General features: G+C 62.4%; 18 protein-coding genes. 1 reads left to right on the forward strand and 17 read right to left on the reverse strand.

Features of this window, described 5'->3' with window-relative positions:
* Nucleotides 1-134 precede the first annotated feature (134 nt).
* Entirely contained in the window at nucleotides 135-770 is a 636-nt protein-coding gene (locus AZKH_RS11465) for a hypothetical protein (RefSeq protein ID WP_231874400.1), read from the reverse strand.
* A 10-nt stretch (nucleotides 771-780) separates the two neighbouring features.
* Here AZKH_RS11465 and AZKH_RS11470 point away from each other — a divergent pair, with 10 nt between their 5' ends.
* Nucleotides 781-1,395 carry a tyrosine-type recombinase/integrase gene (locus AZKH_RS11470; protein ID WP_015435935.1) on the forward strand — a complete coding sequence of 205 codons (615 nt, stop codon included), beginning with the start codon at nucleotides 781-783 and terminating at the stop codon, nucleotides 1,393-1,395.
* Between the two features lie 247 nt (nucleotides 1,396-1,642).
* On the opposite strand, the gene AZKH_RS26345 is transcribed toward AZKH_RS11470, so the two are convergent.
* From AZKH_RS26345 to AZKH_RS11550, 16 genes are all read right to left on the reverse strand, one after another.
* Nucleotides 1,643-7,618, reverse strand: a complete 5,976-nt coding sequence (locus AZKH_RS26345) for a calcium-binding protein (RefSeq protein WP_015435936.1) — start codon at nucleotides 7,616-7,618, stop codon at nucleotides 1,643-1,645.
* 412 nt (nucleotides 7,619-8,030) lie between these two features.
* Nucleotides 8,031-9,110, reverse strand: coding sequence for an IS110 family transposase (locus AZKH_RS11480; protein WP_015435937.1), 1,080 nt, complete (start codon nucleotides 9,108-9,110; stop codon nucleotides 8,031-8,033).
* A complete protein-coding gene (locus tag AZKH_RS11485) occupies nucleotides 9,107-9,769 on the reverse strand; it encodes an Mbeg1-like protein (protein WP_015435938.1) in 663 nt (220 codons plus the stop codon). The genes AZKH_RS11480 and AZKH_RS11485 overlap by 4 nt, the downstream gene beginning before the upstream one ends.
* Nucleotides 9,770-9,822: 53 nt before the next feature.
* Entirely contained in the window at nucleotides 9,823-10,518 is a 696-nt protein-coding gene (locus AZKH_RS26350) for a hypothetical protein (protein ID WP_051071673.1), read from the reverse strand.
* A gap of 27 nt (nucleotides 10,519-10,545) precedes the next feature.
* Complete coding sequence (locus AZKH_RS11495) at nucleotides 10,546-11,802, reverse strand: glycosyltransferase family 4 protein (protein WP_015435939.1); 1,257 nt, start codon at nucleotides 11,800-11,802, stop codon at nucleotides 10,546-10,548.
* A gap of 210 nt (nucleotides 11,803-12,012) precedes the next feature.
* Nucleotides 12,013-13,446, reverse strand: coding sequence for an HlyD family type I secretion periplasmic adaptor subunit (locus AZKH_RS11500; RefSeq protein WP_015435940.1), 1,434 nt, complete (start codon nucleotides 13,444-13,446; stop codon nucleotides 12,013-12,015).
* 7 nt (nucleotides 13,447-13,453) lie between these two features.
* A complete protein-coding gene (locus AZKH_RS11505; protein ID WP_083903066.1) occupies nucleotides 13,454-15,634 on the reverse strand; it encodes a type I secretion system permease/ATPase in 2,181 nt (726 codons plus the stop codon).
* A 1,057-nt stretch (nucleotides 15,635-16,691) separates the two neighbouring features.
* Nucleotides 16,692-17,333 carry a TetR/AcrR family transcriptional regulator gene (locus tag AZKH_RS11510; RefSeq protein WP_015435942.1) on the reverse strand — a complete coding sequence of 214 codons (642 nt, stop codon included), beginning with the start codon at nucleotides 17,331-17,333 and terminating at the stop codon, nucleotides 16,692-16,694.
* Nucleotides 17,334-17,421: 88 nt separating this feature from the next.
* Nucleotides 17,422-18,954, reverse strand: coding sequence for a class I adenylate-forming enzyme family protein (locus AZKH_RS11515; protein ID WP_015435943.1), 1,533 nt, complete (start codon nucleotides 18,952-18,954; stop codon nucleotides 17,422-17,424).
* On the reverse strand, nucleotides 18,947-19,744 hold the full coding sequence (locus tag AZKH_RS11520) for an SDR family NAD(P)-dependent oxidoreductase (protein WP_015435944.1): 798 nt from the start codon (nucleotides 19,742-19,744) through the stop codon (nucleotides 18,947-18,949). The genes AZKH_RS11515 and AZKH_RS11520 overlap by 8 nt, the downstream gene beginning before the upstream one ends.
* Nucleotides 19,741-20,076 (reverse strand): EthD domain-containing protein, encoded by a 336-nt coding sequence (locus AZKH_RS11525; protein ID WP_015435945.1) that lies wholly within the window; start codon nucleotides 20,074-20,076, stop codon nucleotides 19,741-19,743. The genes AZKH_RS11520 and AZKH_RS11525 overlap by 4 nt, the downstream gene beginning before the upstream one ends.
* Before the next feature lie 21 nt (nucleotides 20,077-20,097).
* Nucleotides 20,098-20,895, reverse strand: a complete 798-nt coding sequence (locus AZKH_RS11530; RefSeq protein WP_015435946.1) for an enoyl-CoA hydratase/isomerase family protein — start codon at nucleotides 20,893-20,895, stop codon at nucleotides 20,098-20,100.
* Nucleotides 20,896-21,024: 129 nt separating this feature from the next.
* The gene (locus AZKH_RS11535) at nucleotides 21,025-22,227 is read right to left on the reverse strand and encodes an acetyl-CoA C-acyltransferase (RefSeq protein WP_015435947.1); all 1,203 of its coding nucleotides are present in this window, start codon (nucleotides 22,225-22,227) and stop codon (nucleotides 21,025-21,027) included.
* A complete protein-coding gene (locus AZKH_RS11540; protein WP_015435948.1) occupies nucleotides 22,220-24,238 on the reverse strand; it encodes a 3-hydroxyacyl-CoA dehydrogenase NAD-binding domain-containing protein in 2,019 nt (672 codons plus the stop codon). The genes AZKH_RS11535 and AZKH_RS11540 overlap by 8 nt, the downstream gene beginning before the upstream one ends.
* Nucleotides 24,235-25,275: an NADP-dependent oxidoreductase gene (locus tag AZKH_RS11545; protein WP_015435949.1), complete on the reverse strand. Its 1,041-nt coding sequence runs from the start codon at nucleotides 25,273-25,275 to the stop codon at nucleotides 24,235-24,237. Before AZKH_RS11545 ends, AZKH_RS11540 begins: the two co-directional genes overlap by 4 nt.
* On the reverse strand, nucleotides 25,272-25,967 hold the full coding sequence (locus AZKH_RS11550) for a carboxymuconolactone decarboxylase family protein (RefSeq protein ID WP_156822091.1): 696 nt from the start codon (nucleotides 25,965-25,967) through the stop codon (nucleotides 25,272-25,274). Before AZKH_RS11550 ends, AZKH_RS11545 begins: the two co-directional genes overlap by 4 nt.
* Nucleotides 25,968-26,156: the final 189 nt, after the last annotated feature.

Here is a 26,156-nt window from a genome sequence, read left to right on the forward strand (position 1 = left end):
CGATCAGCATACTACATGCAGATGGCGGATGTCCGCTTGGAGGCGCGAGCTCTCACTGACCGCTTCTGGCCGGGACGACTCTATCGGCATGGTGCCCGGACGTTTGATCGCTGCCGCCCGTGCTGGAGGGACCGTCAGCGATTTCCGGAACCCGCCCGCCCAACCGCCGGGCCAAGGATCTCCACGCCATCGACGACGTTCGCGTCCGAATCGACCACCCTATGCAAGAGGCCGTATGAAACTCGCCATTGCTGGCGCTCGCATTCGAGGGTCACCGTCATATCGTTGAGCCGAATGATGCGACCGCTGCGCTCTTTGTGATCGCGGCCGACAAAGCCCACACGATCACCGATGGCCACTTCGTTGCGACCGAGTCCTTGCCGCGGCTTTTCGCGGATCTCGACGTCGGCACCATCAAGATTGATCGCGGCATAGGAAATCAGCCAGCGCTGCCCCGTCGTCTTGTCGAGCACGACCGCTTGCTTGCGCCGTAGCTCGAGAACTTGACCGGCATGCGAAGCGTTGGCCTGCGGGTCAAAGTACTCGACGGTTTGCCCGGCACGGAGCCGCGCCTGGACCGCGACCATCCAGGCCGGCTCGTCGAGCGCACGATCGATCGCTGCGCGAAGCCGGAAAAGATCGAAGGCGGAGGCCCCCTTCAGCTGCGCCAGTATCTCGGAGTAGTTCATCTGCCGGAGGTCGTTGTTGGAATCACTCGGATCGCTTGGCGCGGACGGCCCGGTAACAATCGGGTTCCGATCAACAGCCATGGAGTCTGAAATGGAATCCTACGAGCATCGGGAACCCTGGAACAAGGGAAAGCTGGTGGGCCAGAAGGCACCGCTCAAACCCAGGGACATCTGGGCGATCCGTATTCACCTTCAGAACGCCCACCATGTTCGCGATCTTGCGATGTTCAATCTGGCCATCGATAGCAAGCTTCGCGGATGCGACCTCGTCGCCCTGCGGGTTCGTGACGTCACGCACGGCAACCAAGTGCTGTCCCGTACGGCGGTCGTTCAGAAAAAGACCCAGCGGCCGGTCCAGTTCGAGCTGACGGAGCCGACGCGAACGACGGTGGCGATTTGGATCGAGACGGCGAAGCTGAAACCGGAGGACTTCCTGTTCCCAAGCCGACTGCACGACTCGCCGCATGTGTCCACCCGGCAGTACGCAAGGATCGTCGAACAATGGGTGACGGCGGCCGGTCTGGATCCTGCGGCCTACGGCACGCATTCGATGCGCCGGACGAAGGCGACGCTCATCTACAAGCGGACGAAGAACGTGCGGGCCGTCCAACTCCTGCTGGGCCATTCCAAGCTCGAGTCTACGGTTCGCTACCTTGGCATCGAGGTCGATGATGCCTTGGAGATCTCTGAGCAGATCGAGATTTGACGGTAGCACGGCCGCTCTCCGAGAGCATTTCGCGGCGAGCGGCCGCTTACTGACGAGCAGCCGGAAGGGTTGGATCGGCCACAAGCCGCCATCCCGGTTATCGACTCCAAAGCAGCCATTCATACCGCCGCGTTTCTTAATAACAGACATTCGTCACTGCTGATCAATCATGGCATCTGGTCGGCCAGCTGGAGCAGACATGGGAATGTACTCCCCGCAAATAGCGGGGAGTTAGACGCAATGGGAATTACTGCCAGTTGGCTGCGATTATGGGGGAGAGGGCCGTCTGATAAGTGGGCGGCAGGCTCGTTTCGCCCGCTTGTGGCGGTGAGAAGGATGCCATGGCCTGGACCAGATTCTCGACCTTGGTATCGAGCAGCAGTTTGTCGTCGGCAGTCTTGAACTGCTCGACGTGATAGGCCGATCCGACGTACCAGTTCTGGACAACCAGCTTGTCACTGGTTCCGATGATGCTCACTTCCAGATCGTTGCCGACATGCCGGAACCAGAGTTGGTCGGTAGTGACGCCCGCCGCAAATTGAGCCAGGTCGGTATTCGCCGCCGTTGTGTCGTTTTCGCTGACGGTGTCAGTCCCGCTACCTCGCCCCAAGAGATAGGTATCGTTGCCGAGACCACCTACCAGGTTGTCATTGCCCCCGCGGCCATCAAGTTTGTCGTCCCCGCCCATGCCGGACAGCACATTGACGGCATCGTTGCCGATCAAGAAATTGGATAGGTCGGACCCGGTCGCACTGATTGCAGCACTTCCGGTCAGAGTCAGTTCCTCGATCGAATTGTAGGATTGCATCACATACGATACCGAAGCATAGGCGCGGTCATACGAGTCCGCAGGAAGCCCTGTCCACGTGATCCACGCGCGTTCATCGATTTGATCGCCTGCGTTATCAACATAGAAGGTGTCCTCGCCCCCCTGTCCTTGCATGTAATCAGCGCCGGCTCCACCATCAAGTGTGTCGTTTCCCGAGCTCCCGTCGAGCTGGTTGTCCAAGGCATTTCCGACTAAATAATCGTTCCCGTCTGATCTTCCATCAAGTCTCACAGCCCTCCCGATTAAGACTCCTTTCTCGACATTTTGTGGCATCCAATAGTGATCGATCGAGACAAATACCGTGTCGTAGCCTTCGCCGTCGTATTCGACCACGTTTTCAGGGAAAGGACCGATCCAGGTGCTCGTGGGGGCGTCGCTAACGAAGTAGGTATCGTCTCCGGAACCACCAATCATGGTGTCGTACCCGGCGCCTCCATCGATGACGTTGTTTCCGGCATTGCCCCTAATAACGTTGTTCCCGGAGTTCCCGGTGCCGTTAATCACCGCCGTGCCAAGCAAGGTCAGGTTTTCCAGGCTGGAGCCCAGCGTATACGTGACGTAGCTTTGAACTTCATCGGCCCCATCGCCCGACGTTTCGTTGATCACATCGGCTAAGGTGTCGATCACATAAACGTCGTCGCCCACGCCGCCGGTCAGGGTGTCGATACCGCTGCCCCCGTCCAGCGTATCGTTGCCTGCCCCACCGGTGAGCGAATCGTTCCCCCCCTGACCGCGCAGCCCGTTGCCCACAGCATTGGCCACTATGATGTTGGAAAAATCATTGCCCGTCCCGGTGATCATTTGAGTCCCGATCAAGGTCAGGTTTTCGAGATCGGCGCCGAGCGTATAGTCGACGCAGGATTGCACCATATCCGTCCCCTCGCCGGGATTCTCGATCACGACGTCGCCGCTCCGGTCGACGACGTAGGTGTCGTTGCCCTGGCCGCCAGTCAAGGTATCCGCTTCCGCGCCGCCGTCGAGGGTATCGTTGCCGACGAATCCGGTCAGCGTATTGGCGAGGGCGTTGCCGATCATGAGGTTGTCCGCCGCATTGCCGGTGCCGGTGGTAGCGGCGGTGCCGACGAGCGTCAGATTTTCGAAGACGCTATTCAATGTGTAATCGAACGCGGCAACGACCGTGTCGGTGCCTTCGTTGGCGTTTTCGGTGATGACATCAGCGGAAGTATCGAGCCAATAGACATCGTTTCCGGTACCGCCGATCAGGGTGTCAACGCCGACTCCGCCGTCGAGGACATCGTTGCCGCCGCCGCCCGTCAGAAGATTGTTGCCGGCGGTGCCAGTAAGATTGTTGTTGAGCGCGTTGCCCGTGCCAGTGAAATTGCCCGTGCCCGTCAATACCAAGTTTTCGACATTGGCGCCAAGCGTATAGCTGAACCCGGCGACGACCGTATCGGTGCCGCCGCCCGATCTTTCCGTGACGGTTTCGCTGAGGCTGTCAATCAGGAAGGTGTCGTCGCCAGCGCCTCCGATCAAGGTGTCGATCCCCGGGCCGCCGTCGAGGGTATCGTCGCCAACGCCACCGTCCAGGGTGTTGTTGGCTGAATTGCCGACCATCACGTTGTTGTCGACGCTGCCCGTGCCGCTGATCCCTGCGGTACCGAGCAGGGTCAGCTTTTCGACGTTGGCACTTAGCGTATAACTGACCGAGGCACGTACCTCGTCGTAGCCTTCGCTCGAGTTTTCCACCACCGCTTCGCTGGCGACATCCACCAGGTACAGGTCGTCGCCAGCGCCGCCCTTGAGCGTATCGGTGCCGGCAGCGCCATCCAGCACGTTGGCCGCGGCGTTGCCTGTTATGACGTTGGCGAGACTGTTGCCGGTGCCGTTGATCGCTTCATCGCCAACGAGGGTGAGGTTCTCAAGATTGGCCGCCAGCGTATAAGTCATGAAAGACTGGACGGTGTCGGTCCCCTGAGAAGCGGATTCGCTGATGACATCGCTTAGGGAGTCGATCACATAGGTGTCGTTACCCAAGCCGCCCACCAAGGTGTCGATGCCCGCGCCCCCGTCGAGAGTATCATTGCCGTCCAGTCCTTTTAGCAAATTGTCGCCGGCATTGCCGGTGATGGCGTTATTGAGCGCGTTGCCGCTGCCCGAAATACCGGCGGAGCCCAGCAGGATCAGATTTTCCAGATTACCGGCCAAGGTATAGGTCTGATCAAACTTGACCGTGTCGATTCCACCCTTGGAGGTCTCGGTGATGAGTTCTTGGCCGCCACGGAGAATAAACACGTCATCACCGTTGCCGCCGATCAAGGTATCCGTCCCGCCGCCGCCGTCCAAGGTATCGTTGCCGTCGCCACCGGACAGGGAATTGGCGTACGCGCTGCCGATCAACTCGTTGTTCGCGGCATCGCCGGTCGCGGTCTGCGGGCCGGTGCCGTTAAGGATTACCCGCTCGATATTGGCTAGGGTGGTATAGGTGCTCAGCGAGGTGGCGACCGTGTCGAATCCCTCGTCGGCCTGTTCAGTGATCGTAACCGCGTTGCTGCCAATATCGTAATAGTCGTCACCCACGCCGCCGATCAGAGTGTCGGCACCGCTTTGGCCGATCAAGGCGTCATTGCCCGCTTCGCCCTGAAGGAGATCGCTACCGTCTCCCCCGTCTAGGGTATCGTTGCCGTCGCCACCGTAGAGGCTGTCGACACCGCTGCCGCCAACCAGACGGTCACCGCCGTCGCGGCCATAGAGGATATCGTTGCCGGCACCGCCGTCCAGAACATCGGCCGCGCGCGGATCGGCGGCCGTGCCCCCGGTTCCCCCGTCCAAAGAGTCATTGTCATTGCCCCCGTACAGGGTGTCGTTGCCGGCGCCGCCCTGCAGCGTGTCGTTGCCATCCTGGCCGTTGAGCGCATCGTTGCCGCCATCGCCATAGAGGGCATCATTGCCGAGGCCCCCGTCAAGACTGTCGTCGCCCTGCCATTGATCGCCAAGGCTGCCGTCGGAGGCGTCGCCGAAAAGTAAGTCGTCCCCGTCGCCCCCCGCGAGGGTGTCGGCCAAGCCGCCGCCGATGAGGGTGTCCTGGCCGCTGCCCCCATCCAGCGAGTCCTTGCCGTGGCGGGACAAGGACAGGCTCGGATACCAGTCGTCGCCGACCAGCAGATCGTTGCGTAGGCCGCCCACAAGCGTGTCGCCGCCGCCCTCTCCGAGCAGGAAGTCATCGCCGTCGCCGCCATCGAGGTAGTCGTTGCCGTGCCATTGCGAGTCCAGTTCGCGCAGATCGCCAAACAAGATGTCGGCACCGATGCCCCCGTAGACCTGGTCGTCACCACCCTGCCCCAGCAGGGTGTCACTGCCAGTGCCGCCGTCGATCTGGTCGTTTCCGAACTCCGAGGGCGGAACGTATTGGGGCACGCCGGCAGTGATGACGCCGTCACCATAGATGAAGTCGTCGTCGTCCCCACCGCGCACCACGTCGTTGCCGCGGCTGCCCCAGATTTGGTCGGCCCCGCTGCCGCCATCGATGATGTCATTGCCGTAATCGCCATCTATAACGTCATCGCCCGCCCCGCCGTCTATGACGTCGTCGCCGTCGGCGGCGGTGGCGGGGCTACCGATGTAGTAGGCCAGTAGCACCTGGTCGGCGGTCCACCCCGCCCACCAGGTGCGGCCGCTCCAGGAGGGGAAGGTGCCGGCGGGGGGTGGCCAGGAGACGTTCGGGTCGGTGGTCAGGTTACCCCGGTAGTCGCCGCCGCCGAAGATGAGATCGGTGCCGCCGCCGCCCTCGATGGTGTCCGCCCCGGCCCCTCCGGAGATGAGGTCGGCATCTGCTCCGCCGAGCAGGTGGTCGTTGCCCCCTTGGCCGCTCAAACTGTTGTTGCCGTCCTTGCCGTCGATCTGATCGTCACCAGCGCCGCCGATCAGGAGGTCGGCGAAGCCGGGCAGGGCCTGGCCGTCAGTGACCAGATTGGGGCTGCCGGTGATCGCGGTGTCGAGGAGGTAGCGGCCGTCAATGATCACCGGGTTAAGGTCGCCGACCAGAATGCCGGGGGGCGGGGGCGGGCCCTCGGCCAGGGTAATCCCCAGTCCGCCGGGCTGCCAGTCGCGCACGGTCAGGGTGTCGGTCGAGTCCGCGACCCGGATCAGCAGGTCGGTGCCGGTGGCGCCGGCGACCTCGCTGAAGACGTACTTCTGGTCGGCGCTGCGCCAGAGACTGAGGCTCCCGAGCTGCTCGCCGCCGCTTAGGACGTCGCCGTTGATGCGGATGCAGCCCTGGCCGTCGGAGTCGATGACGATGTCTTGGCCGTCGCCTCCCGCAAAGCTATAGGTATCGCTGCCGGCACCGCCCACGAGGAGATCGTTCTCTGAGCCGCCAGCAAGGCTGTCATTGCCTTCGCCACCCAAGAGCGTGTCGCCGCCCCTTCCGCCGGACAGGCTGTCGGCGCCCACCTCTCCGAGCAGAATATCGTTGCCTTGGGCCCCCACAAGCACGTCGTCTCCGGCGTTTCCGATCAGCAAGTCGGCTTCGTTGCCGCCGGTCAACATATCGTTGCCGTTACCGCCGAGCATGAAGGCTCCCCGGCTAAAGGTGTCGGTGGCATTCATGCCTATCGCGCCGGCCTGCACGTACCAGTCTCGAAGCCGCGGTAGAACAGAATTGATCAAAGCGCGTTCTTCGTCAGTGAAGGCATCGGTGGCGAGGTAGTACTTCAAGTACAGGCTGAAACCCTTAGCCTGTGCAAGATCGATTGCCTCGTGCGCATCGAAACTCACTTGGAATTCCTTCGCGACATCGGCCATATCGAAGCGAACACCACCGGCAACCGTATTGAAGAACTCTCGTTTGTAGCCGGTACTGTCCGCTTGCTCGTCGTAGTACTTTTGCATCGCGAGCGCGATCAGCGCATTGCTGACCTGGTGCTCGTTGGGTGTGCTCTGGTTGCCATCATTCACCGTGAGGCCGCCGTCCTGGGCGAGCTTCCACAAGTCAGACGTGAAACGCTCGACCATGCTGTCGGGCGGGAGTGCTCCTTCAATCCCGGCTTGATGCTTGACAAGGCGTTCGAGGAAGTTTTCGTACTTGTTATTCGCCGTGCCGGTATCGAACGCGAACAAATTCTTGTCGAAGATCATCTTCAACAAATCATTGAGCTGATAGGTGACCCGGTTCAAGGATTGAACTTGCCCGTTAGAATCAATGGCGGCAGTTTGATTGCTTTGCAGGAAGGCGTTCAGCAGGGCTTGGGAATGCAGGTCAATACCCGATACGCCCTCGTGAAAGTTTTCGATGTTGATCTGCGTGCCGATCCGGTTTGATGTCGGCACGACAGGCCAATCAGTCAGAAACTCGCCTGAAGTATTGATATTGACGACTTTCTCACCACGGGCGGCCAAGGTGTCCGCGGCGATCGGGTTGAGATTGAACGGATCCATCGCAGCGACGTAGGCGTTCAGCTTTGCCAGTTCCTAAGGGACTTCCCGTCAACCCAGTTCCTTGCAGACCGGCCACAGGCCGATCCTGACGTCGATCACGTACTCATTTTCAGCCCTCCGCGATCACGCATACGCGTGACCGGCCTTTTCGACTGCCGACATCGCCATGGACAAAGACAGAGCAGACTGCCTTTCCCTAATCGGCCTTGTTCGGCACGGTCGTGCCGGGGCCCTGCGATTAACCGCACCGGCTGGCCTCGATCGTTCATCGGCGCGACCGGGGCGCGGGGATCAGCCGCGACACCCCGTGTGGTCGGCCCTCAGGTTAGCCAGGCTCTCAGCCGGTCGGTCTGACCTGTTTGTCTATCGCGTGCGTGCAGTCATGCGAACACCTTCGGGTGATACGTTGGTTTCAGCGCGCCGGTTCCGTGGCCGAGTCGGGCCGCTGACGCCACGCCTCGGGATTGTAGGTTTCGCCCTTGGCAAGCACCGCCCACAACTGGCGAGCGTGCTTGTTGGCGATGGCGACGAGCGTCTTGTGGTAACCGACGCGTGCGTGCAGCGTCACGATCCATTGCTGCAGTCGCGTGAGCGCTTCGCGGGTGTTGCGAGCCTTGCGCAGGGCGGCGGCGAGCACGCTGCGCGCCCCCTGCACGAGCAGCGTTCGCAGGTAATCGTCGCCGCGTCGGGTGATGCGCCCGAGTTTCGGCTTTCCGCCGCTGGAATACTGGCTCGGCGTGAGACCGAGCCACGCGGCGAACTGACGGCCGTTGTGGAACATGGTCGCGTCGCCGACGCTGGCGACCACCGCATCCGCAGTGAGGAGCCCCACGCCGGGCAAATCGCGCACCCGCCGGGCGGCGGCGTCATCCGCTTGTTGGGTGGCAATCTGCCGGTCGCACTCGGCAATACGGGCATCGAGCGCGTCGAGTTGGTCGCGCACGCCTTGAATCAGTTGGCGGATCGGCGCCGGCTGCGCGGTGTCGAATTCATGCTCGGCAAGCTTACGCCGCAGCCGCATCGCGCCGGTGTCGACGACCATCCCGAATTCGGCGAGCAGGCCACGGATGCGGTTCAAGAGCGCCGTGCGCTCCTCGATCCAGCCGAGCCTCAAGCTGTGCCAGGCGAGCCGTTGTTGCTGGGCCTCGGTCTTCACCGGGATGAAGCGCATTCCCGGCGCGAGCAGTGCCGCGACAATTGCCACCGCATCCGCCCGGTCGTTCTTGACCGCCTGGCGCTTGCGGTACGGGCGCACGAATTCCGGTGCCATCAGCCGCGGCTCGAGCCCCAGCGACTGCATCGTTCGTCCCCAGCAATGCGCACCGCCGCAGGCTTCCATGCCGACGAGCGTGCCACGAGGCAAGGTCGACAACCACGCGAGGAATCCGCTCCGGTTGAACTCGCGCGTCTCGATCACCCGGCCCGCGCCGTCCGCCACGCAGGTGACGAACACGTTCTTTGCCAGATCCACACCGACCGTCGTAGTATTCATTTGGACTTCCCCTTTCGCGACCTCAGATTGAACTTCAGCAATTCAATCTTGGCACTTCGATGCCGGGCGGCCAATGCCGCGGGCGGAAGTGGGAAGTCCCTTTGTAGTCGTTCGGGATCATATCCACGGCCATCGAGATAGGTCAGCAAGTCCTGGGCGACCGAACGAGTAATCGTTTTCTCATCAACGAAGGCAGTGCGCGTCAGGGCTGATCTAAGGAATGGCGCCTGGTCGAAGGTATAGGCGCCTTCGCCGAAAAAGACCGCCATGAGGGAAGCGAGTCCGCCACCGAGCGAGTGGCCTGTGAAAGTGATGGTGGCATCGGGGTTCAGAGCCCTGATTTGGAGATAATAGTCGGCCGCTTGCTGAAGTTGACTGGATAGGCCGCCGGCAGCAAGTACCAAGTCAGCTATGATGTCACCGGAAATATCGCTCGACTCGGTACCAGCGAAGGAGATGACGATTTGCTTTGGGTCTGAGATATTTTGAAATGCAGACATCTCAAAGCCGCCGTTCGTTGCCTGGCTATTATTGGGAAGATGTAAAAACTCCACCCAACCCTGTGGAACAGGAAACCAGTTAATGCCATTTGAAGCGCGGTTTGTTTGATAAGACCGTCCAGCCATCAATGCGTAAGCAACTTCCAGTTCCCAATCCATGCTTTCATTCTTCCTTTGGGCGCGCTCTTGATTTGGTGTTTCTGCCTGATTGATTACCTATCCTTGCTCGACTTATCGTGCGGTGGGATCGGTATGGGTGCTTTGAAGCTAGTCGGCTGCCGACACCACTCGCTCCTCAATGGTTCACGAATAATCGAATTATATTCATTTTGTTTGTACCCTGAATTTATATTCCTTATTGCTTCTGCATCTACAAAGCGCTTTCCTAAGTTTTCAACCTCAGTATCCGGTGACGAAAAGATCAAATTCAGCGCTTTGGTTTCTGGTGGAAGCTCCTGCAGCGGAACACGTTTCCATGTCTTGTTTTGGTGGCTGAATACGACGTACGGAGGATTGGGTCTTCCCCACTTGTTGTACGCGAGACAGCCCATGGGGCTGGCGACCAGATACACCTTGTCCTGGTAGATATCGAGGGCCATAGGCAAGAAATTGCTGTTCCTCAGATCGGGCGTAGCCTTGTCTTCCCAGACAATCTGTTCGCCGGTGGTTGGATGCGTGAAGGACACCGTTTCTTTTATGTAGGAAGGGCGCTGTCCGACTTCATGAGGACCTCCCCGCTCTACGCTTCGCTCCACGATCACCCTGCTGCCGTCGTGCAACAAGACTTCCTCCTGCCAGTTCATATTGGCCGAGCCGAAAATCCCGGCGCAGGCTGTCAAATTCAAAAGCAGGCCGAGGATCAATCCGAGGCCGCGTGTCGCTCTGACTAACGAATTGCAATATTCCATCCTTACCTTCCTTTCAAACTAATCCGCTTATTGGTCAATGGCAGCTGTCTCGCGTGCCGTCATTTCGACCTGCGATGCCACTAGCGATTCGATGATTTTTTGATATCGGGAAAGCCCAATTTCAAGTTGATAACTCTCAATGACGGTCTGCCGAGCCGCTCGCCTGACAAGTTGCACGCGACTCTCATGGGAAAAAGCTTCTTCTATCGCGTCCGCAATGTGCTTTGGAGAGAAGAAATCCACCAGTAGGCCATTCTTGCCATGCTCCAACACTTCTCGGACGGGCGTGGTGTCGGACCCGATCACTAGGCAGCCGGCCGACATCGCTTCCAGCATCGACCAGGAGAGTACGAAGGGAACGGTCAGATAGACATGCGCCGAGGAGACTTGCAGGAGCGCAAGGTAGCGCTCGTAGGGAATCCTGCCGAGAAAGTGCAGTCGCTTGGGGTCGATGCGGACTTCCTGCAGCAGTTTCTCGCGGTAGGTCTGCCCATCAGACGGTCTTTGTCCGTAGCTCACGTCGTCGCCGCCAACGATCACGAACTCAGTTTTTGACCGCCGTCGGCAGATTTCCTCGGCTGCACGCATGAACTGATGGAAGCCGCGATATGGCTCGAGGTTGCGCGCCACATAGGTTACGACTTCATCTTGGAACGTCAGAATCTTGCCGTTCGGCAAAGTGAAAGTCTGTCGCGGGTTGGGTGCGACCGCCCGCGTGTCGATTCCTTCGTGGATCACCGAGATCTTGGAATGGAACTCCGCTGGATGCAGACTCTTCTGCCAGTGAGTCGGACTGATGCCGGCATCACAAGCCGTCAGGTTGAGGAGGTGCAGCGCGTTACGGGTGCGGATGCGGGCGCGGCCGTCGAAGCTCAGCGGGTATTCCGGATCGAAATTGGCGTCAGCGCCGTCGGAGTGGTAGAAGAACTCGAAGAAGCTCAACAGTCGGGTGGCCGGGAATACGTCCTTGACGTACAGGGCTTCACCCCAGCCGGGATGGGCGATCACGATATCCGGAGCGAACCCTTGTTTCTTTAGCTTGAGCAAGACCCGTGCGACAGCTTGGCCATTGAGGACGCCGTCCTCCATACCGTGAAGGTAATGGTGAGTACCGGGACGGGGCTTGCGGGCCGGCTGGTAGACGAAGGTGTTGGGGACCTTGGGGTGGCGCGGTGCGTGCGGTTGGCAAATCGCGACCACGCGATGCTTGGGATCGGCCGCCAAGTGAGCTGCCAAGTGGCGGAATTGCCCCGGAAAGTTCTGGTGAATGAAAAGGACATCCATTGGCCTGAGCTTGCTTTTATTAGTCTGCGGCGGGTGCCATTCGGTTGGCGAGGGCTAAAACTTTGGCATTGATATATGGAAAATGCGTAGCATCTCCAGACATGGACTCCGTCGCTCGTATGCAGAGGCCGGCACGCCTGCGAGGTGCATCCGTCGATCAAGGGATGCCGAGGTCCCGTTGCAGAGGACGGCGGACGCGGTTCTTTCAATTCATCGTTCCCGCAGGCTCTCATCCTTGTACTGCAGCAAGGGGCTCAAGAAGTATTCAATCACTCGCCTCTGAGCCGTCTTGACCTCGACCGTCACGGCCATACCGGGAGAAAGGTTCACGGTCTTGCTCTCCACCTGGATCGTCCCCCGTTCCAGATTCACCCGAGCCGGGAAAATCAGGCCGCGTTTCTCATCATTGACGGCGTCGCGCGAAAGGTGGGTTACGTGGGCATGGATCGTCCCGTACTTCGTGAATGGGAACGTCTCGATCTTGACCTCGGCCTCCTGCCCGGGATTGACGAAGCCGATATCCCTGTTATCGACATAAGCTTCGACCTCCACCGGGCTATCCTGGGGCACCAGCACCATGAGTTGCTGGGCGGGCGTCACGACGCCACCGACGGTGTGCACCGCCAACTGCTGCACGGTTCCGTCTAGCGGCGCGGTCAGGGTCATCAGCTTGCCGCGCGATTGGGCTTTGACCAATTCCTGTTCGTAGGTGGCCGCTTTCTGGTCTCCCTCATGAAAGCTGTCTAGCGCGAGCCGGCGGGTTTCCGCTACTAAGGCACTGCGGTCCCCCCGTCCTTCCTGCAACGCAGCCATCAACTCCTTCAGTCGGCCGCGTTGGGTCGCAAGGTCCGCCTCCTGTTCGATGCGGGCCTGTTCCTTTTCCAAATAGCCGTGCTTGGAGATGAAATTCTTCTCGACCAGGTCCTTGAAATCCTGGGCGCGCTGGCGAGCGATCGGAGCCGTCTGTTCCAATTTGCGGATGATTTCCTGCGTCGATCGGATCTCCGCTTCGCGCTTGGCAATATCGGCGTCGATGCGCGCGAGCTTAGCCTGATATTCGCTGTATTGGCCTTTCAGCAGGCGCTGTTCCTGCGCAAGCTGCACCGCCCCAACGTCGTGCACACTGCCCAGCACAGGCGCCGCTCCAGTGTCGATGGCTCCTAGCAGCGCCTGGGCCCGCGCAGCCTGCAACCGAGCGATCACAAGATCATTGGTGAGGCGAGCAATGTCGGCGGCCGCATTTGTCGCGTCCAGTTCAATTAGCACGTCGCCCGCCTTGACGGTTTGCCCGTCCGTCACATGGATCGCTTTCACTGTCGCCGTTTCAATTGGTTGAATGACCTTCGTGCGGTCGCCAGGCACGATCTTGCCGTGGGCGGAAGCGACCACGTCGATGCGTCCGAAGACGGCCCACGAGATCGCAATGAGGGCGAAGGCGACCAGTAACCACATGGCGACTCGCGGCGCCGGGGACACCGGTGTTTCCTGTAGCTCCAAGGCAGCGGGGAGGAATTGCGCTTCATGCGGCAGACGAGGTCGGAGGTCAAGGTTTGCACGCTCGCGCCAAGCGTGTTGAATGACCCCACCGTAGCGCTTCACGAGGTCATGAAGGGCTTGCAGTCGCAAAGGCAGGGCTCGATTCATCCGTCAATCACCCCTGCTGCAGCCGATGAAGGCGCGAATAATGCCCGGCCTCGTGGGCTAACAATTCGGTGTGCGTACCCTGTTCGACAATTTGGCCTCGATCCAGAACGATGATCCGATTGGCGTTCCGGACGGCGCTCAGCCGATGCGCGATGATGAGAACCGTGCGTCCTTCGCAGATGGCTCTCATGTTGTTCTGGATGACGCGTTCAGACTCGTAGTCCAGCGCGCTGGTTGCTTCGTCGAAGATGAGGATGCGGGGATCGGTGATGAGCGCCCGCGCGATAGCGATGCGCTGACGCTGTCCGCCGGACAAGGTGGAGCCATGCTCTCCGACCACCGTGTCGTAGCCTTCGGGCAACTCAAGGATGAAGTCGTGGGCACCCGCGGATTTGGCTGCCCGGATCACGGCTTCCATCGGCCGGCCAGGGTCGGCTAGCGCGATGTTCTCGCGAATGGTCCGATTGAAGAGCATGTTCTCCTGCAGCACCACACCGATCTGCCGGCGCAAGCTCGGCGTATCGGCCATTGCGAGGTCGACGCCGTCGATCAGCACCCGTCCGCGCTCTGGAACGTAGAGGCGTTGCACCAGCTTGGTCAGCGTACTCTTGCCAGAGCCGGAGCGGCCGACAATGCCGATTACTTGGCCCGGCTGGATGGTCAAATCGATGCCCCGCAGGACTTCTGGAGCATCGGGCCGGTAGCGGAACACGACCTGGTCGAGTTCGATCCGGCCTTTGATGGGCGGCAAGGTGCTGCGGTTGTTGCGGACTACTTCAGTCCGAGCGTTGAGAATGTCGCCCAGGCGCTGGACCGAAATGCCGGTCTGCTGGAAGTCCGTCCACAGCTGAGCGACGCGCATCACCGGCGTCGCTACTCGCCCGGCCAGCATGTTGAAGGCGATGAGCTGCCCGACCGTCAGGTCACCATCGATGACGAGACGGGCGCCGACCCACATAGTGGCGACGGTCACCAGCTTACCAATCAGCGAGACCCCTTCATGCGCAATCGTGCCCAGCGCCGCGGTACGGAAGCTTGCCGCGATGTAGGCGGCAAGCTGGTTGTCCCAGCGGCGTGTCATCTGTGGCTCGACCGCCATCGCCTTCAAGGTGTCGATGCCGTTGACTGCCTCGACCAGAAAAGCTTGGTTCTCGGCGCCGCGGTTGAACTTCTCGTGCAATCGTCGTCGGAGGATCGGAGTGATGCTGACCGAGAGCATGCTGTAGCACGGCAGCGAGAGGACGACGATCAGCGTCAGCCAACCGCTGTAACACAGCATGACGGCGATGAAGACGATCGAAAAGAACAGATCGAGCACGAGCGTGATCGCGTTGCCGGTAAGAAATTGCCGGATATTCTCGAGTTCGCGCACGCGAGCGACCGTGTCACCGACCCGGCGGGCCTGGAAATAGGCCAAGGGCAGGGTCAAGAGGTGGCGGAAGAGCCGAGAGCCCAACTCGACGTCGATCCGGCTGGTAGTGTGCGCAAAAACATAGCTGCGCAGGCCGGAAAGCACGACTTCGAAGATCGACACGACCAGCAACCCAACGGCGATGACATCGAGTGTCGATAAGCCGCGATGGACCAGTACCTTGTCCATCACCACCTGAAAGAACAGCGGGGTGACGAGCGCAAAAAGCTGCAGGGCGAAGGATACCGCCAAGACCTCACCGAGCAGTTTCCGGTATTTGACGACCGCGGGGATGAACCACGTGAAGTCGAACTTGGCGAGTTCGCCGGTAAGCGACGCCCGGGAGGCGAACAGGATCAACTCGCCGGACCAGCGGGCCGAAAAGTCGGCTACCGACAGCACTTGCGGGCGTTCGACGCGGGGGTCCTGAATGAGTACCCGGTCGCCGTCGACTCTGGCCAGAACGAAGAAACGGCCGTCGACACCGAGGACCAGGGCAGGCAGCGGCGTCCGCTCAAGCCGCGAGACATCGCTCCGAATCCGCTTCGCCTTGAGGCCTAGGTGCTTGGCAGCCAACAGAATTTGCGTCGCCCCAAAGGGGCTGCCTGGTTCCTTAAAGCCGTGCGTAATCTGGTCGGGATCCGCAGTCACACAATGAAAGCGCGCCAGCATGACTAGGCAGGCCAAACCCGTATCGGGTTCTGGAGGAGGGCTCTGTCCTGAATCTGGCGACGCTTCGCCAGTAATGACCGTCAATAGCGGAGTGGGTTCAGTCATGACAAGCAGTACTCGCCCACGGAATCTCCTAAAAATCGTTGAGTAACAACACTCACATCAATTCATAGACAACGCTTCAACGTTGTCATAGAACCGTGATGTCCTGAAGTGCCACCCAGGCATCCCGGCGGCCTTGGAAAGACCGAGACAAGCTGGGTTTGACTACCCTAGTTGAGGGCTGGACTCTATTCATATGCCAATATTGTGTCAATATGACAATGGTAATATAGAGGTTCTTGAATCGATAGACTCGATGTCCGAGTTCGAGTAAAGCGAGCATTGCTTGCCCCAGACTCGGTCCCTGGATTCCCGGGGAGCAATGACGGCTTGAGAGCAACCCGCCACACGCCCTGATCAGCCTAGCGTCACGAACGGCGGCTATTGTTTTGCTTACTATTCTGCTGAGTGACTGCTTCCGAAACACATGACTGGCGAGTAAGGGTCGTCAGTCCTCGTTCACAGGGTAGCGAAGCTGCCGCTCGCCGCAGCTTGGTGGTCGAGCGGCAGGTAACCGTCGTATTGCGGCTGCACTTCGGGCGGGAGACGAATGACGGCTGAGGCCGATTATGCAAAGTCGTCGATTATGGAAACCTGACTGCACGAAATGTGCTGCCAAGGCCGAGCAGGCGAAGGGCGGGCGCATATCATACTTGCCATAATTCCGTAGCTACATGGGGAGCCACCAACGCTTACCGCTGCCGATATCGTTGTGTTCCGGATCGACCGGGCTGTGCCCGCCACTGGGAGAACCAGGCAAATCGAGGTTGAGCGTTGTCTGGCAAACCGGAAAGCGGTTTGCGACTGTCACCTGCGCGACGCGTGTCGGCTCGGTTGGCGCTCGAAATTATGTTGAGCTTTTGCCCCGTCAGCAATCAACAGAGCCGCACTGACCAACGCTTCACATAAAGTTGCTCTCACGACTTGCCATAATCGACGACTTTGCATAATCGGCCTTATGGAAAGCTTTGCATAAGGCCGAGTAGTTGTCCGTCGGCCCTGCGACAAGAATGACCCCCGCCCCAAAACGAAACAGGCCCCGCTAAACGGGGCCTCTAGGTCACTTGGCGTTCAATCCGCCGAGCAGAATGCCGCACAGCGATTTCGCCATTTTTTCCGGCGGGATCTCGTCGGCCATGCGGGGATACCATTTGTAGGCCCAGTTGCACATGCCGAGGAAGGTGAGGGTGGCCAGGTCGGGGTCGACATCGCGGAACTGCCCCGATTTGATTCCCGCACGAATGATCTCGGTTACGCGCGTGAAATAATCCTTTCTGCGTTGCCGCATTTCCGCGCGCTGTTCGTCCTGGAGTTCCGCGTAGTGGTCCATGAAGGCGCGGACGTAGCCGGGATGGAGTGCGATCTGGCGCAGGGTCGACGCGCACGCACGTTCCAGGAGTTCCGCGGGTTGGATGTCGGGAGTATTCGCGTCCGCTTCAAGGCCGCCGATCAACGCGTCGATATGCAACTGGTGCATCTCGTGGAGGATGTCGTCCTTGCTGGAGAAATAGTGGTACAGCGTCGGCTTGCCAAGGCCAACGTCATCCGCCAGCATCTGCATCGAAGTGCCGTGGTAGCCGACGCGGTCGAACAGCGCGGCGCAGTGTTCGATGATCTCGAAGCGTTTTTCGTCGTGCGCCGCGGTTGTCGCGCGGGCCCTCTTTTTCGTTACCGGCTCGGTCCGCTTGACTGAAGTTTTCATAAGGCTCTCATACTCCCGTTTGAATTGCCGACGCGGGCGGCGCGCTGCAGCGTGCCGACCCGCGTTTCCCCTGCGCGCACCAAAGTCCCTAGCCCAATTGCAGCTCCGAAACGACCAATCGGGACAGACGCTTCTTGTCGACCTTACCGGTCGTCGTGTACGCGAGGTCTTCGACGACGATCAGATGTTCCGGCCATTTTTTCTTGGATAGGCCGATGGTGGCAAGGTGACTCTTCACGTCTTCCAGGGTCGGGGCACGATGTCCGTCCCGGATCTTGCATACCGCACAGGCCTGCTCCCCGAGCCGAGCTTCCGGCACGGCGACCACCGAAGCCATCGCGATTGCGGGGTGGCTCAGCAGCGCGGCTTCGACTTCGGCTGGGTCGATATTATAGCCACCGCGGATGATCTGATCCTTGATCCGTCCCACCACTTTCAGGGAGCCGTCGGGGTCGCAAATGATCTCGTCACCGGTGAGGAAGTAGCCGTCCGGGGTCAGGTTGTACTCCTGATCGCCCAATCCGCGGCAGTAACCGATGAAGAGCGACGGCCCTTTCACGCCGGCCTGTCCGCGCTCGCCGCGGGGGAGCATGCGGCGTTCTGTGTCGAAGGCCTCGTCGCGGGTTCCCGGGAAGGACTTGCCGTCGGAATGGCATAGCCGATCAAGCGCGTCGCCGGGATGCGTCGAGGCATGCCCCATGCATTCCGACATGCCGAACATCCGCAGTGCCGGGATGCCCAGTAGCTCCCTGGCGGCACGGATCAGCTCGGGGGTCATCGTGCCGCCGCCGACCCCAAGTGCCTTAAGCGGACTCGGCTTGGACCACTTACCGCTGCGCGCGACCTCCACCATCGAGACAAGGTTGGTCGGCACGCAGATGCCCCAGCGGCACCCGTGTGCGTCGATGATTTTGAGGGTTTCGAGTGGATCCCATCGATCGACGATGACCAACGGATGACCGAGGGCGAGAGAGAAGTGGGCCGTGAAGGTGAACCCCGGCGCGCTGCCCCAGGGCATCAGACCCAGAATGGGATCGCCTGGCGTAAGGCCGGCAACCCACTCACACGCTCTCACCGCGTAGTTCATCGCCGTCGGCGAGTGCATCACGCCTTTCGGCACGCCGGTGGTGCCGGAGGTGAAACCGATCAGCGCGGTCCGTGCGTTGCGTTCGTCGACCTCGCCGGCGAGATTGCGCTCGCGCGTGCTCAGGTGCAGACCGGGAAGCCCCGGCACCGGTTCGCCCACGCTGTCGTCGAAGACCGCGACATGGCCGAGGCGTTCGTCGAGTACACGGCGCTCGGCGGCGCCGAGGTCCGGCGTGTAGGGGCAGATCACTGCGCCGACAGCCGAGATGCCGAGGGCCGCGGCGAGGACGGAGGTGTTCTTGCATCCCTGCAGCATGACGCGATCGTGCGGCTGCACGCCAGCGGCGAGCAGGGCGTTCTGGGCCGCTTCGGCCATGGCGCGCATCTCGCCGCGGCTCCAGTGGCGCCCGTCGGCGGCGACCACGGCCAGGGCCTGTGGGTCCGCGTCGGCCAGGGCGGCGAACTGCTGCCACAGGGACGCGTCGGTCCAGGTCAGGCCGTCGGCGGAGAAGGTGTTGGGGGTATGTTCAGGCAATCGACTGACCTCCATCGACGAGGAAGGTTTGGCCGGTGATGAAGCTGCCGGCCTCCGAAACGAGTAGGGCAACCGTGGGCGCGACTTCGGAGGGTTTGCCGAAACGATGCAGCAGGATGCCGTCGAGCAGCTTCTGCTGGATGCCCTCGGTCAGGGTTTCCGTCATGCCGGTCTCGACCGAGCCCGGCGCGACGGCGTTGACGCGGATACCGTGATGCGCCCACTGCGCGGCGAGGTCGCTCGTGAGGTGCACCATTGCGGCCTTGGTCGTCGTGTAGGGCACGACCTGGCCGGCGTCGGGGGTGTAGGAGAGGAAGGCTCCCACCGACGCGATATTGACCATGCTGCCGCCGCCGTTGCGGATCATGTGGCGCGCCGCGTGCCGGCAGGCGAGGAAGGTGCCGGTCAGGTTGACGTCGACGACCTTGCGCCAGCCCGACAGCGGGATCTCTTCCGGTAGGCCCCACCAGGAGGCGCCGGCGTTGTTGATCAGGATGTCGAGGCCGCCCAGCTGCTCGACGGTCGCGGCCACCGCTGCTTCGACCTCTTCCTCGCTGGCGATGTCGCAGCGCAGGCCGATGGCCTTGGTCGAGAAGTGCGCTGCGATGCTCGCCGCCATTTCGGCACATTCCTGCTCGTGCCGCGAGGCCAGCGCGACGCTGCAGCCGAGGTCGGCCAAGGTTGCGGCGATGGCCTCGGCGAGCGCGCCGCGGCCTCCCGTGATGAGGGCGACCTTGCCGTCGAGGCGGAACTGGCGGGCTGTGAAGCCCGGGGAGTAGTTTTCGCTCACCTTGTTGTCCTCGCGAGGAGATCGACTTCGTCGGTGATCAGGGCGATCCGCTTGCCCTTCATCTTGCCGACGTGGGCCACGGCGGCGGCCCACTCGGGGGAACGAAGTGCCGCGTCGAGCACTTCGCGCGAGGCGAAGGTCAGCACGGCATGGCCATCCCAGGCGGGTCCTTCCGGGTGATCGTAGTCGAACGTCACCTCTCCGTGGCGGTAGGCGGCGAGTCCGGGGAGCTTCTTCGCGTAGTCCGCGTGCTCGCTGCGCCACCAGGTGGTGAATTGCTCGCGCGACCACTCGGGAGGACGGGTCGCCAGGATGACCAAGCTTGCTGACATGGGTCTATTCGCCTCCGCTGCTTAGCGACCGGTCCACTTCGGAGTGCGCTTCTCGAGGAAGGCACGCACGCCTTCCTTGGCGTCTTCGGAGTGGTGGACCACGTTGCAGGTCATGGTTTCGAGGGTGATCAGCGAATTCGTGTCGGCGTCGAGGCCGCGGTTGACCGCCATCTTGGTCATCCACATGCAGAACGGGCTCTTGTCGATCAGCGGGGCGCAGAAGTCCTGGATCAGCTTGTCGAACTCGGCCTGCGGCGCCGCGGCGTTGATCAGGCCCCATTCGGCGCACTGTACGCCGGTCAGCAGCTTGCCGGTGAGCATCAGCTCCTTCGAGCGGCGCATGCCGATCATGCGCGGCAGACGGTAGATCGGGCCTGCACCGCCGAACAGCGCGCGGCGGATGTGGAAGTCGCCGATCTTGGCTTCGTTGGCGGCGAGCGCGAAGTCGCAGGAGATCATCAGCTCGAAGCCGCCGGCCACCGCGTAGCCTTCGACGGCGGCGATGGTGGGCTTCTTCATGTTGAAGATCTTGTCATAGGTGCGGGCGGAGTCGATCGCCAGTTGCAGGGAGGTGGCGGTCTCCTGCAGCACCGGGCCGACCAGCTGGTCGAGGTCGGCGCCCGAGCAGAAGGTGTTGGCGCGGCCGCGGAACACCACGGCGAGGGCTTCCTTGTCCTCGGCGGCACGGTCGACCGCCTTTTCGAGTTCCTTCAGCAGCTGCGGGCTCACGCAGTTGCGCTTGTGCGGCCGGTTGAGCCAGATCGTGGCGATGCCGTTGGGGGCAACTTCGTACTGAATGACGTCTTTTTCCAATTCCATGGCTAACTCCGCTCCAGAGAGATTTTTGATTCAAGCCCGGGGCATCCCCGCACTCGATTTACGCACCCGACCGGTCGGTCGGTTAAGTGAAACCATACCACGGCAGTGATATTTGTCAACGCCGCTTTTTCAGAAAATTTCGAACAGTCCGGCGGCGCCGATGCCACCGCCGACGCACATCGTCACGACGCCGTATTTGGCCTTGCGGCGCCGGCCTTCGAGCAGGATGTGGCCGGTCATGCGCGCGCCGGACATGCCATAAGGGTGACCCACGGCGATGGCGCCGCCGGACACGTTGAGGCGCTCGTCGGGGATGCCGAGCGTGTCGCGGCAATACAGCACTTGAGATGCGAAGGCCTCGTTGAGTTCCCACAGGTCGATGTCCTCGACCTTGAGGCCCGCCTGCGCGAGCAGCTTGGGTACGGCGAGCACGGGGCCGATGCCCATCTCCTCGGGGCTGCAGCCGGCCACCGCCATGCCGCGATAGCGCCCGAGCGGGGTGAGGCCGCGTCGCGCCGCTTCGCCCGCTTCCATCAGCACCAGCGCCGCGGCGCCGTCGGAGAGCTGGGAGGCGTTGCCGGCGGTGACGTAGCGGCCTTCCTTGAGGATCTGCCCGCCCTTGAAGACGGGCTCCAGTTTGGTGAGGTCTTCCAACGTCGTCTGCGGTCGGTTGCCTTCGTCACGGTCGAGGGTGACCGCCTCGAACACGGTGCTGCCGCTCGCCTTGTCGAAGCGCGCCATGACGGATTCCATCGGCACGATCTCGCCGTCGAAGCGCCCCTCGGCCTGGGCCTGGGCGGTGCGCTGCTGCGAGCGCAGGGCGTATTCGTCCTGGCGGTCGCGGCTGATGCCATAGCGCTGCGAGACGATCTCGGCCGTTTCGAGCATCGACATGTAGAGCGCCGGGACGCGCTCGTCGAGCACCGGGTCCTGGATGCGGAACATGTTGTAATGCTCGTTCTGCACGAGCGACACCGATTCCACGCCGCCGGCGACCGCGACGTTCATGCCGTCGACGATGATCTGCTTGGCGGCGGTGGCAATCGCCATCAGGCCGGAGCCGCATTGACGGTCGACGGTCATGCCGGGGACGCTGACCGGCAGACCGGCGCGCAGGGCGGCCTGGCGGGCGACGTTGAAGCTCGTGGTGCCCTGCTGGATCGCGCAGCCCATTACGACGTCGTCGACGGCGTCGGATTCGACCCCGGCTCGGTCGAGGGCAGCGCGCACGACGTGGCCTGCGAGGGCCTGGCCCTGGGTGTTGTTGAAGGCACCGCGATAGGCTTTGCCGATCGGGGTGCGGGCAACGGAAACGATTACCGCGTCACGCATCTTGTGCGCTCCCTGTAGTGGTTGGTGGGTGAGAAAAACTGTGGGCGTCGGGTCCAACCTCGCGCGCCCACCACATCGGGCCGCCGCGCGTGGCGGGGAAGCCGTAGCCGTTCACATAGACAACGTCGATATCGCCGGCGCGCAGCGCGACGCCTTCTTCGAGGATGTGGGCGCCTTCGTTCGCCATCGCGGACAGCAGGCGCTGGAGGATTTCGGCGTCGGGGATATCCCGGCGCGCAATGCCCAGTTCGGCCGACACGCCGACAATGAGGTTTTCGATCTCGGGGTCGGGGATGGGGGTGCGTCCGTCGTAGAGGTAGTAGCCGCGGCCGGTCTTCTGGCCAAAGCGGCCCATCTCGCAGATGCGGTCGGCGATCGGGGAATAGCGCTCGTCGGCGGGCCGCGTCAGGTTTTCCTGTTGGCGGATGCGCCAGATCACGTCGAGGCCCGCCATGTCGCGCATCGCGAACAGGCCCATCGGGAAGCCGAACTCGGTGAGCACGCGGTCGATCTGCCAGGGCGTGGCGCCTTCTTCGAGCAGGAAGTCGGCTTCGCGGCCGTAGGCGGCGAGGATGCGGTTGCCGATGAAGCCGTAGGCGTTGCCGGACACGACTGCGATCTTGCGCAACTTGCGGGCGACCGCCATCGCGGTGGCGAGGGTCGCGGCGCCGGTGCGCGGGCCGCGTACGACTTCGAGCAGGCGCATGACGTTGGCCGGGCTGAAGAAGTGCAGGCCCAGCACGCTTTCCGGGCGCGAGGTGACGGCGGCGATGGCGTCGACGTCGAGCGTCGAGGTGTTGGTCGCGAGGATCGCGCCGGGCTTGGCGACTGCGTCGAGGCGGCGGAATACCGACTGCTTGATCGCCATGTCCTCGAAGACGGCCTCGACGATGAGGTCCGCCTCGGCGAGTGCAGCGTCGTCGGTCGTCGCAGTGATCCGCGCGAGCGCGGCGTCGGCGCGTGCCTGGGGCATGCTGCCGCGGCTCACAGAGGTCGCGTAGTTGCCAGTGATTGTCTTCATGCCGCGCGCGAGCCCTTCCTCCGAAGTGTCGAGGAGGGTCACCGGTAGGCCGGCGTTGGCGAAGCTCATCGCGATGCCGGCGCCCATCGTGCCGGCGCCGACGACGCCAATCGAGGCCACTGGCATGGGTGCCGCCGTGACGTCAGACAGCTTGCCGGCAGCGCGTTCGGCGAAGAAGAGGTGGATCAGCGCGCGGCTCTGGTGGCTGTGCTCGCATTCGCGGAAGGCGTCCTTTTCCATCCGGAAGCCTTCATCGAAGCTCAGGCGGCAGGCGGCCTCGACGCAATCGACGATCTTCCACGGTGCGAGCTGGCCCTTCCACTTGCGCGCGTTCTTCTTGCGGAATTCGTCGAAGAGCGCCGGATCGACGTCGCGGATCTTGTCGGTCGATTCGGAGAGCCTGCGCGCGGGGAGGGCGCCGCTGACGACGTCCTGCGCCATCGCGAGCGCGTCTTCGAGCAGCTTGCCGTCGGCGATGCGGTCGATGACACCCCATTCGTGCGCCTGGCGGGCGGCGACCGGATTGCCGCTGGTCGCGACTTCTAGCGCGACTGCAGGGCCGGCCAGCCGCGGCCACCATTGAGTGCCGCCGCCGCCGGGCATCAGGCCGAGCTTGACCTCGGGTTGGCCGATCTGTGCGTCGGGGCTCGCGATGCGCCACTGGCACGCGAGCGCGAGTTCCAGCCCGCCGCCGAAGGCGGTCCCGTGAATCGCGGCGATCACGGGCTTGGGGCTCGCCATCAGAGCGTCGATGATCGCGTAGAGGCTCGGCTCCTCGTAGGGCTTGCCGAAGTCGTTGATGTCCGCGCCGGCGACGAAGGTGCTTCCGCCGCCGATGATGACCAGCGCACGCACGCTGTCATCGGCGTGGCTCGCGTCGATCGCCTGCATCAGCCCCTGGCGCACGCCGAGGCTCAGGGCATTGACGGGCGGGTTGTTGACGGTGGCGACGGCGATGTCGCCGTGGCGGGTGTAGCTGAGCTGACTCATGACGCGCGGTCCTGATCGATCTGCACGACCAGCCGCCCCGTGTGGGCGCCGGTGAACAGGCAGTTGAAGATGTCGGGGACGTTTTCGAAGCCGGTGCGCACGTCCAGGTCGTAGCGAAGGCGGCCGGTGCGGATCCAGGAGTCGATCTCGGTCAGCGCCGTGTCGACGCGCGCGGCGTCGCGGAGGATGTCGCTGACGAGGAAGCCCTGGATGCGGGCGGTGTTGACGACGAGGTTCCACAAGTTTCGCGGGCCAGGCACCGGTTCCGTCGCGCCGTATCGGGCGATCATGCCGCACAGCGCGACGCGGGCGTTCTTGCGCAGGTGGTTCAGCGCCGCCTCCAGGATCGCACCGCCGACGTTCTCGAAGACGACGTCGATGCCGTTCGGAAAGGCCTCGCCGAGCGCCGCGTCGAGTGCCGTGTCGCCCTTGTAGTCGATGCACACGTCGTAGCCGTAGCGTTCGGTCGCACGCCGGCATTTGTCGCTGCCGCCCGCGATGCCGATGACGCGCGAGGCGCCGGCGATACGCGCCATCTGCCCGACAAGAGAGCCGACCGCGCCGGCCGCGCCGCTCACCAGCACCGTGTCGCCGGGGCGGACGCGCGCCACGTCATGCAGACCGTAATGGGCGGTGAGGCCGATGGTGCCGAGCGCGTGCGTGTAGGTCGGCAGCGGGTGCCCGAAGTGGGTGGGCAGCGCGAAGAACTGCGCGGCGGGACCGGCGACGTAGTCGCTCCATTCGCCGAAGCCCCAGACCAGTTCGCCGACGCTGCGCGCGGGATCGCGCGATTCGACGACTTCGCCGACGACCATGCCCCGGATGACGCCGCCGACTGCCACCGGCGCCTTGTAACCGGGATCCGCATCCATGAAGTTGCGGATCGTCGGGTCCATGCACAGCAGCTTGATGCGGACCAGAAGTTCGCCGTCTGCGGGCGTCGGGATCCGCGATCTGGCGAGTTCGAGATCGACGCGGCCGACCGGACCCTGCGGACGCCGGCGCAAGAGCCACTGCCGATTGGCGGACGCGGTCATTGCTGCGCTTCAATCAGCACGCCAGCCGCCATCCATGCGGCGATGCCGGCCGATGGAACGGCGCACAGGATGGCCTCGGCCATTTCCTCGTCCGTCGCGCCGACTGCGCGGGCGGCACGAATGTGGGTGGCCGCCTGGGGGCTGTAGTCGGAGGCGAGCACCGCGATCAACATCAATTCGGCGGCCTTGCGGTCGAGCTGGTTGCAGTCGATCGTGCCCTTGCGCATCAGGAAGTAGCCGTCGGCGCCCTTCGGGGCGAGGCGCAGCAGCGTCGCCAGCGCGGGCGGGACCGTGCCGAAGTAGGCCTTGAAGTTGGCTTCGGCCTCGCCCGGCGCGGCGCGGACCAATTCGGGCTTCTTCGGTGCCGGATGCTGCGCGGCAGGATAGACCTCGCGGATCGTCGCGTCGAAGGCCAGTGCCGCGCCTTCGCCGCGCAGGCTGCTGAGGAGGATCAGTGCGCTAGCGGCCTCGTTGCGGGTCAGGCCGAGGCGTGCCGCGCGTTCGAGTTCCTTGCGCGCGAGTGCCGGGTAGCGGCGGTTGCACGCGGCGGCGGCGGCAAAGAGTCCTTTCAGCTTCGCCGGGACGGCGCCATCGGTCTCGATCACTTCGCGGAAGAGGTCGTAGCCCGAAATCGTGAAGGGGGCGAGCTCCGTCAGCAGTTCCGAGTTGAACAAAGCGTTCCTGTCTCTCACCTTTGGTCTCCAAGAGAATTGTCTTGCGTCATCAAGTGTGCGCCCGGCGGCATCCGTCTGCGCGGTTCGCGACCATCTCGGATTAAGCCTACCGACCGGGCGGTCGAGTGTCAATGGGGAAGACGTAACCGGCTGCGCGTCGGGGATTCGGACCATTTTGTCCGTTGACAGCCGACCGGTCGGTCGAGT

The organism is Azoarcus sp. KH32C (assembly GCF_000349945.1).
Taxonomy (GTDB): Bacteria; Pseudomonadota; Gammaproteobacteria; order Burkholderiales; family Rhodocyclaceae; genus Aromatoleum.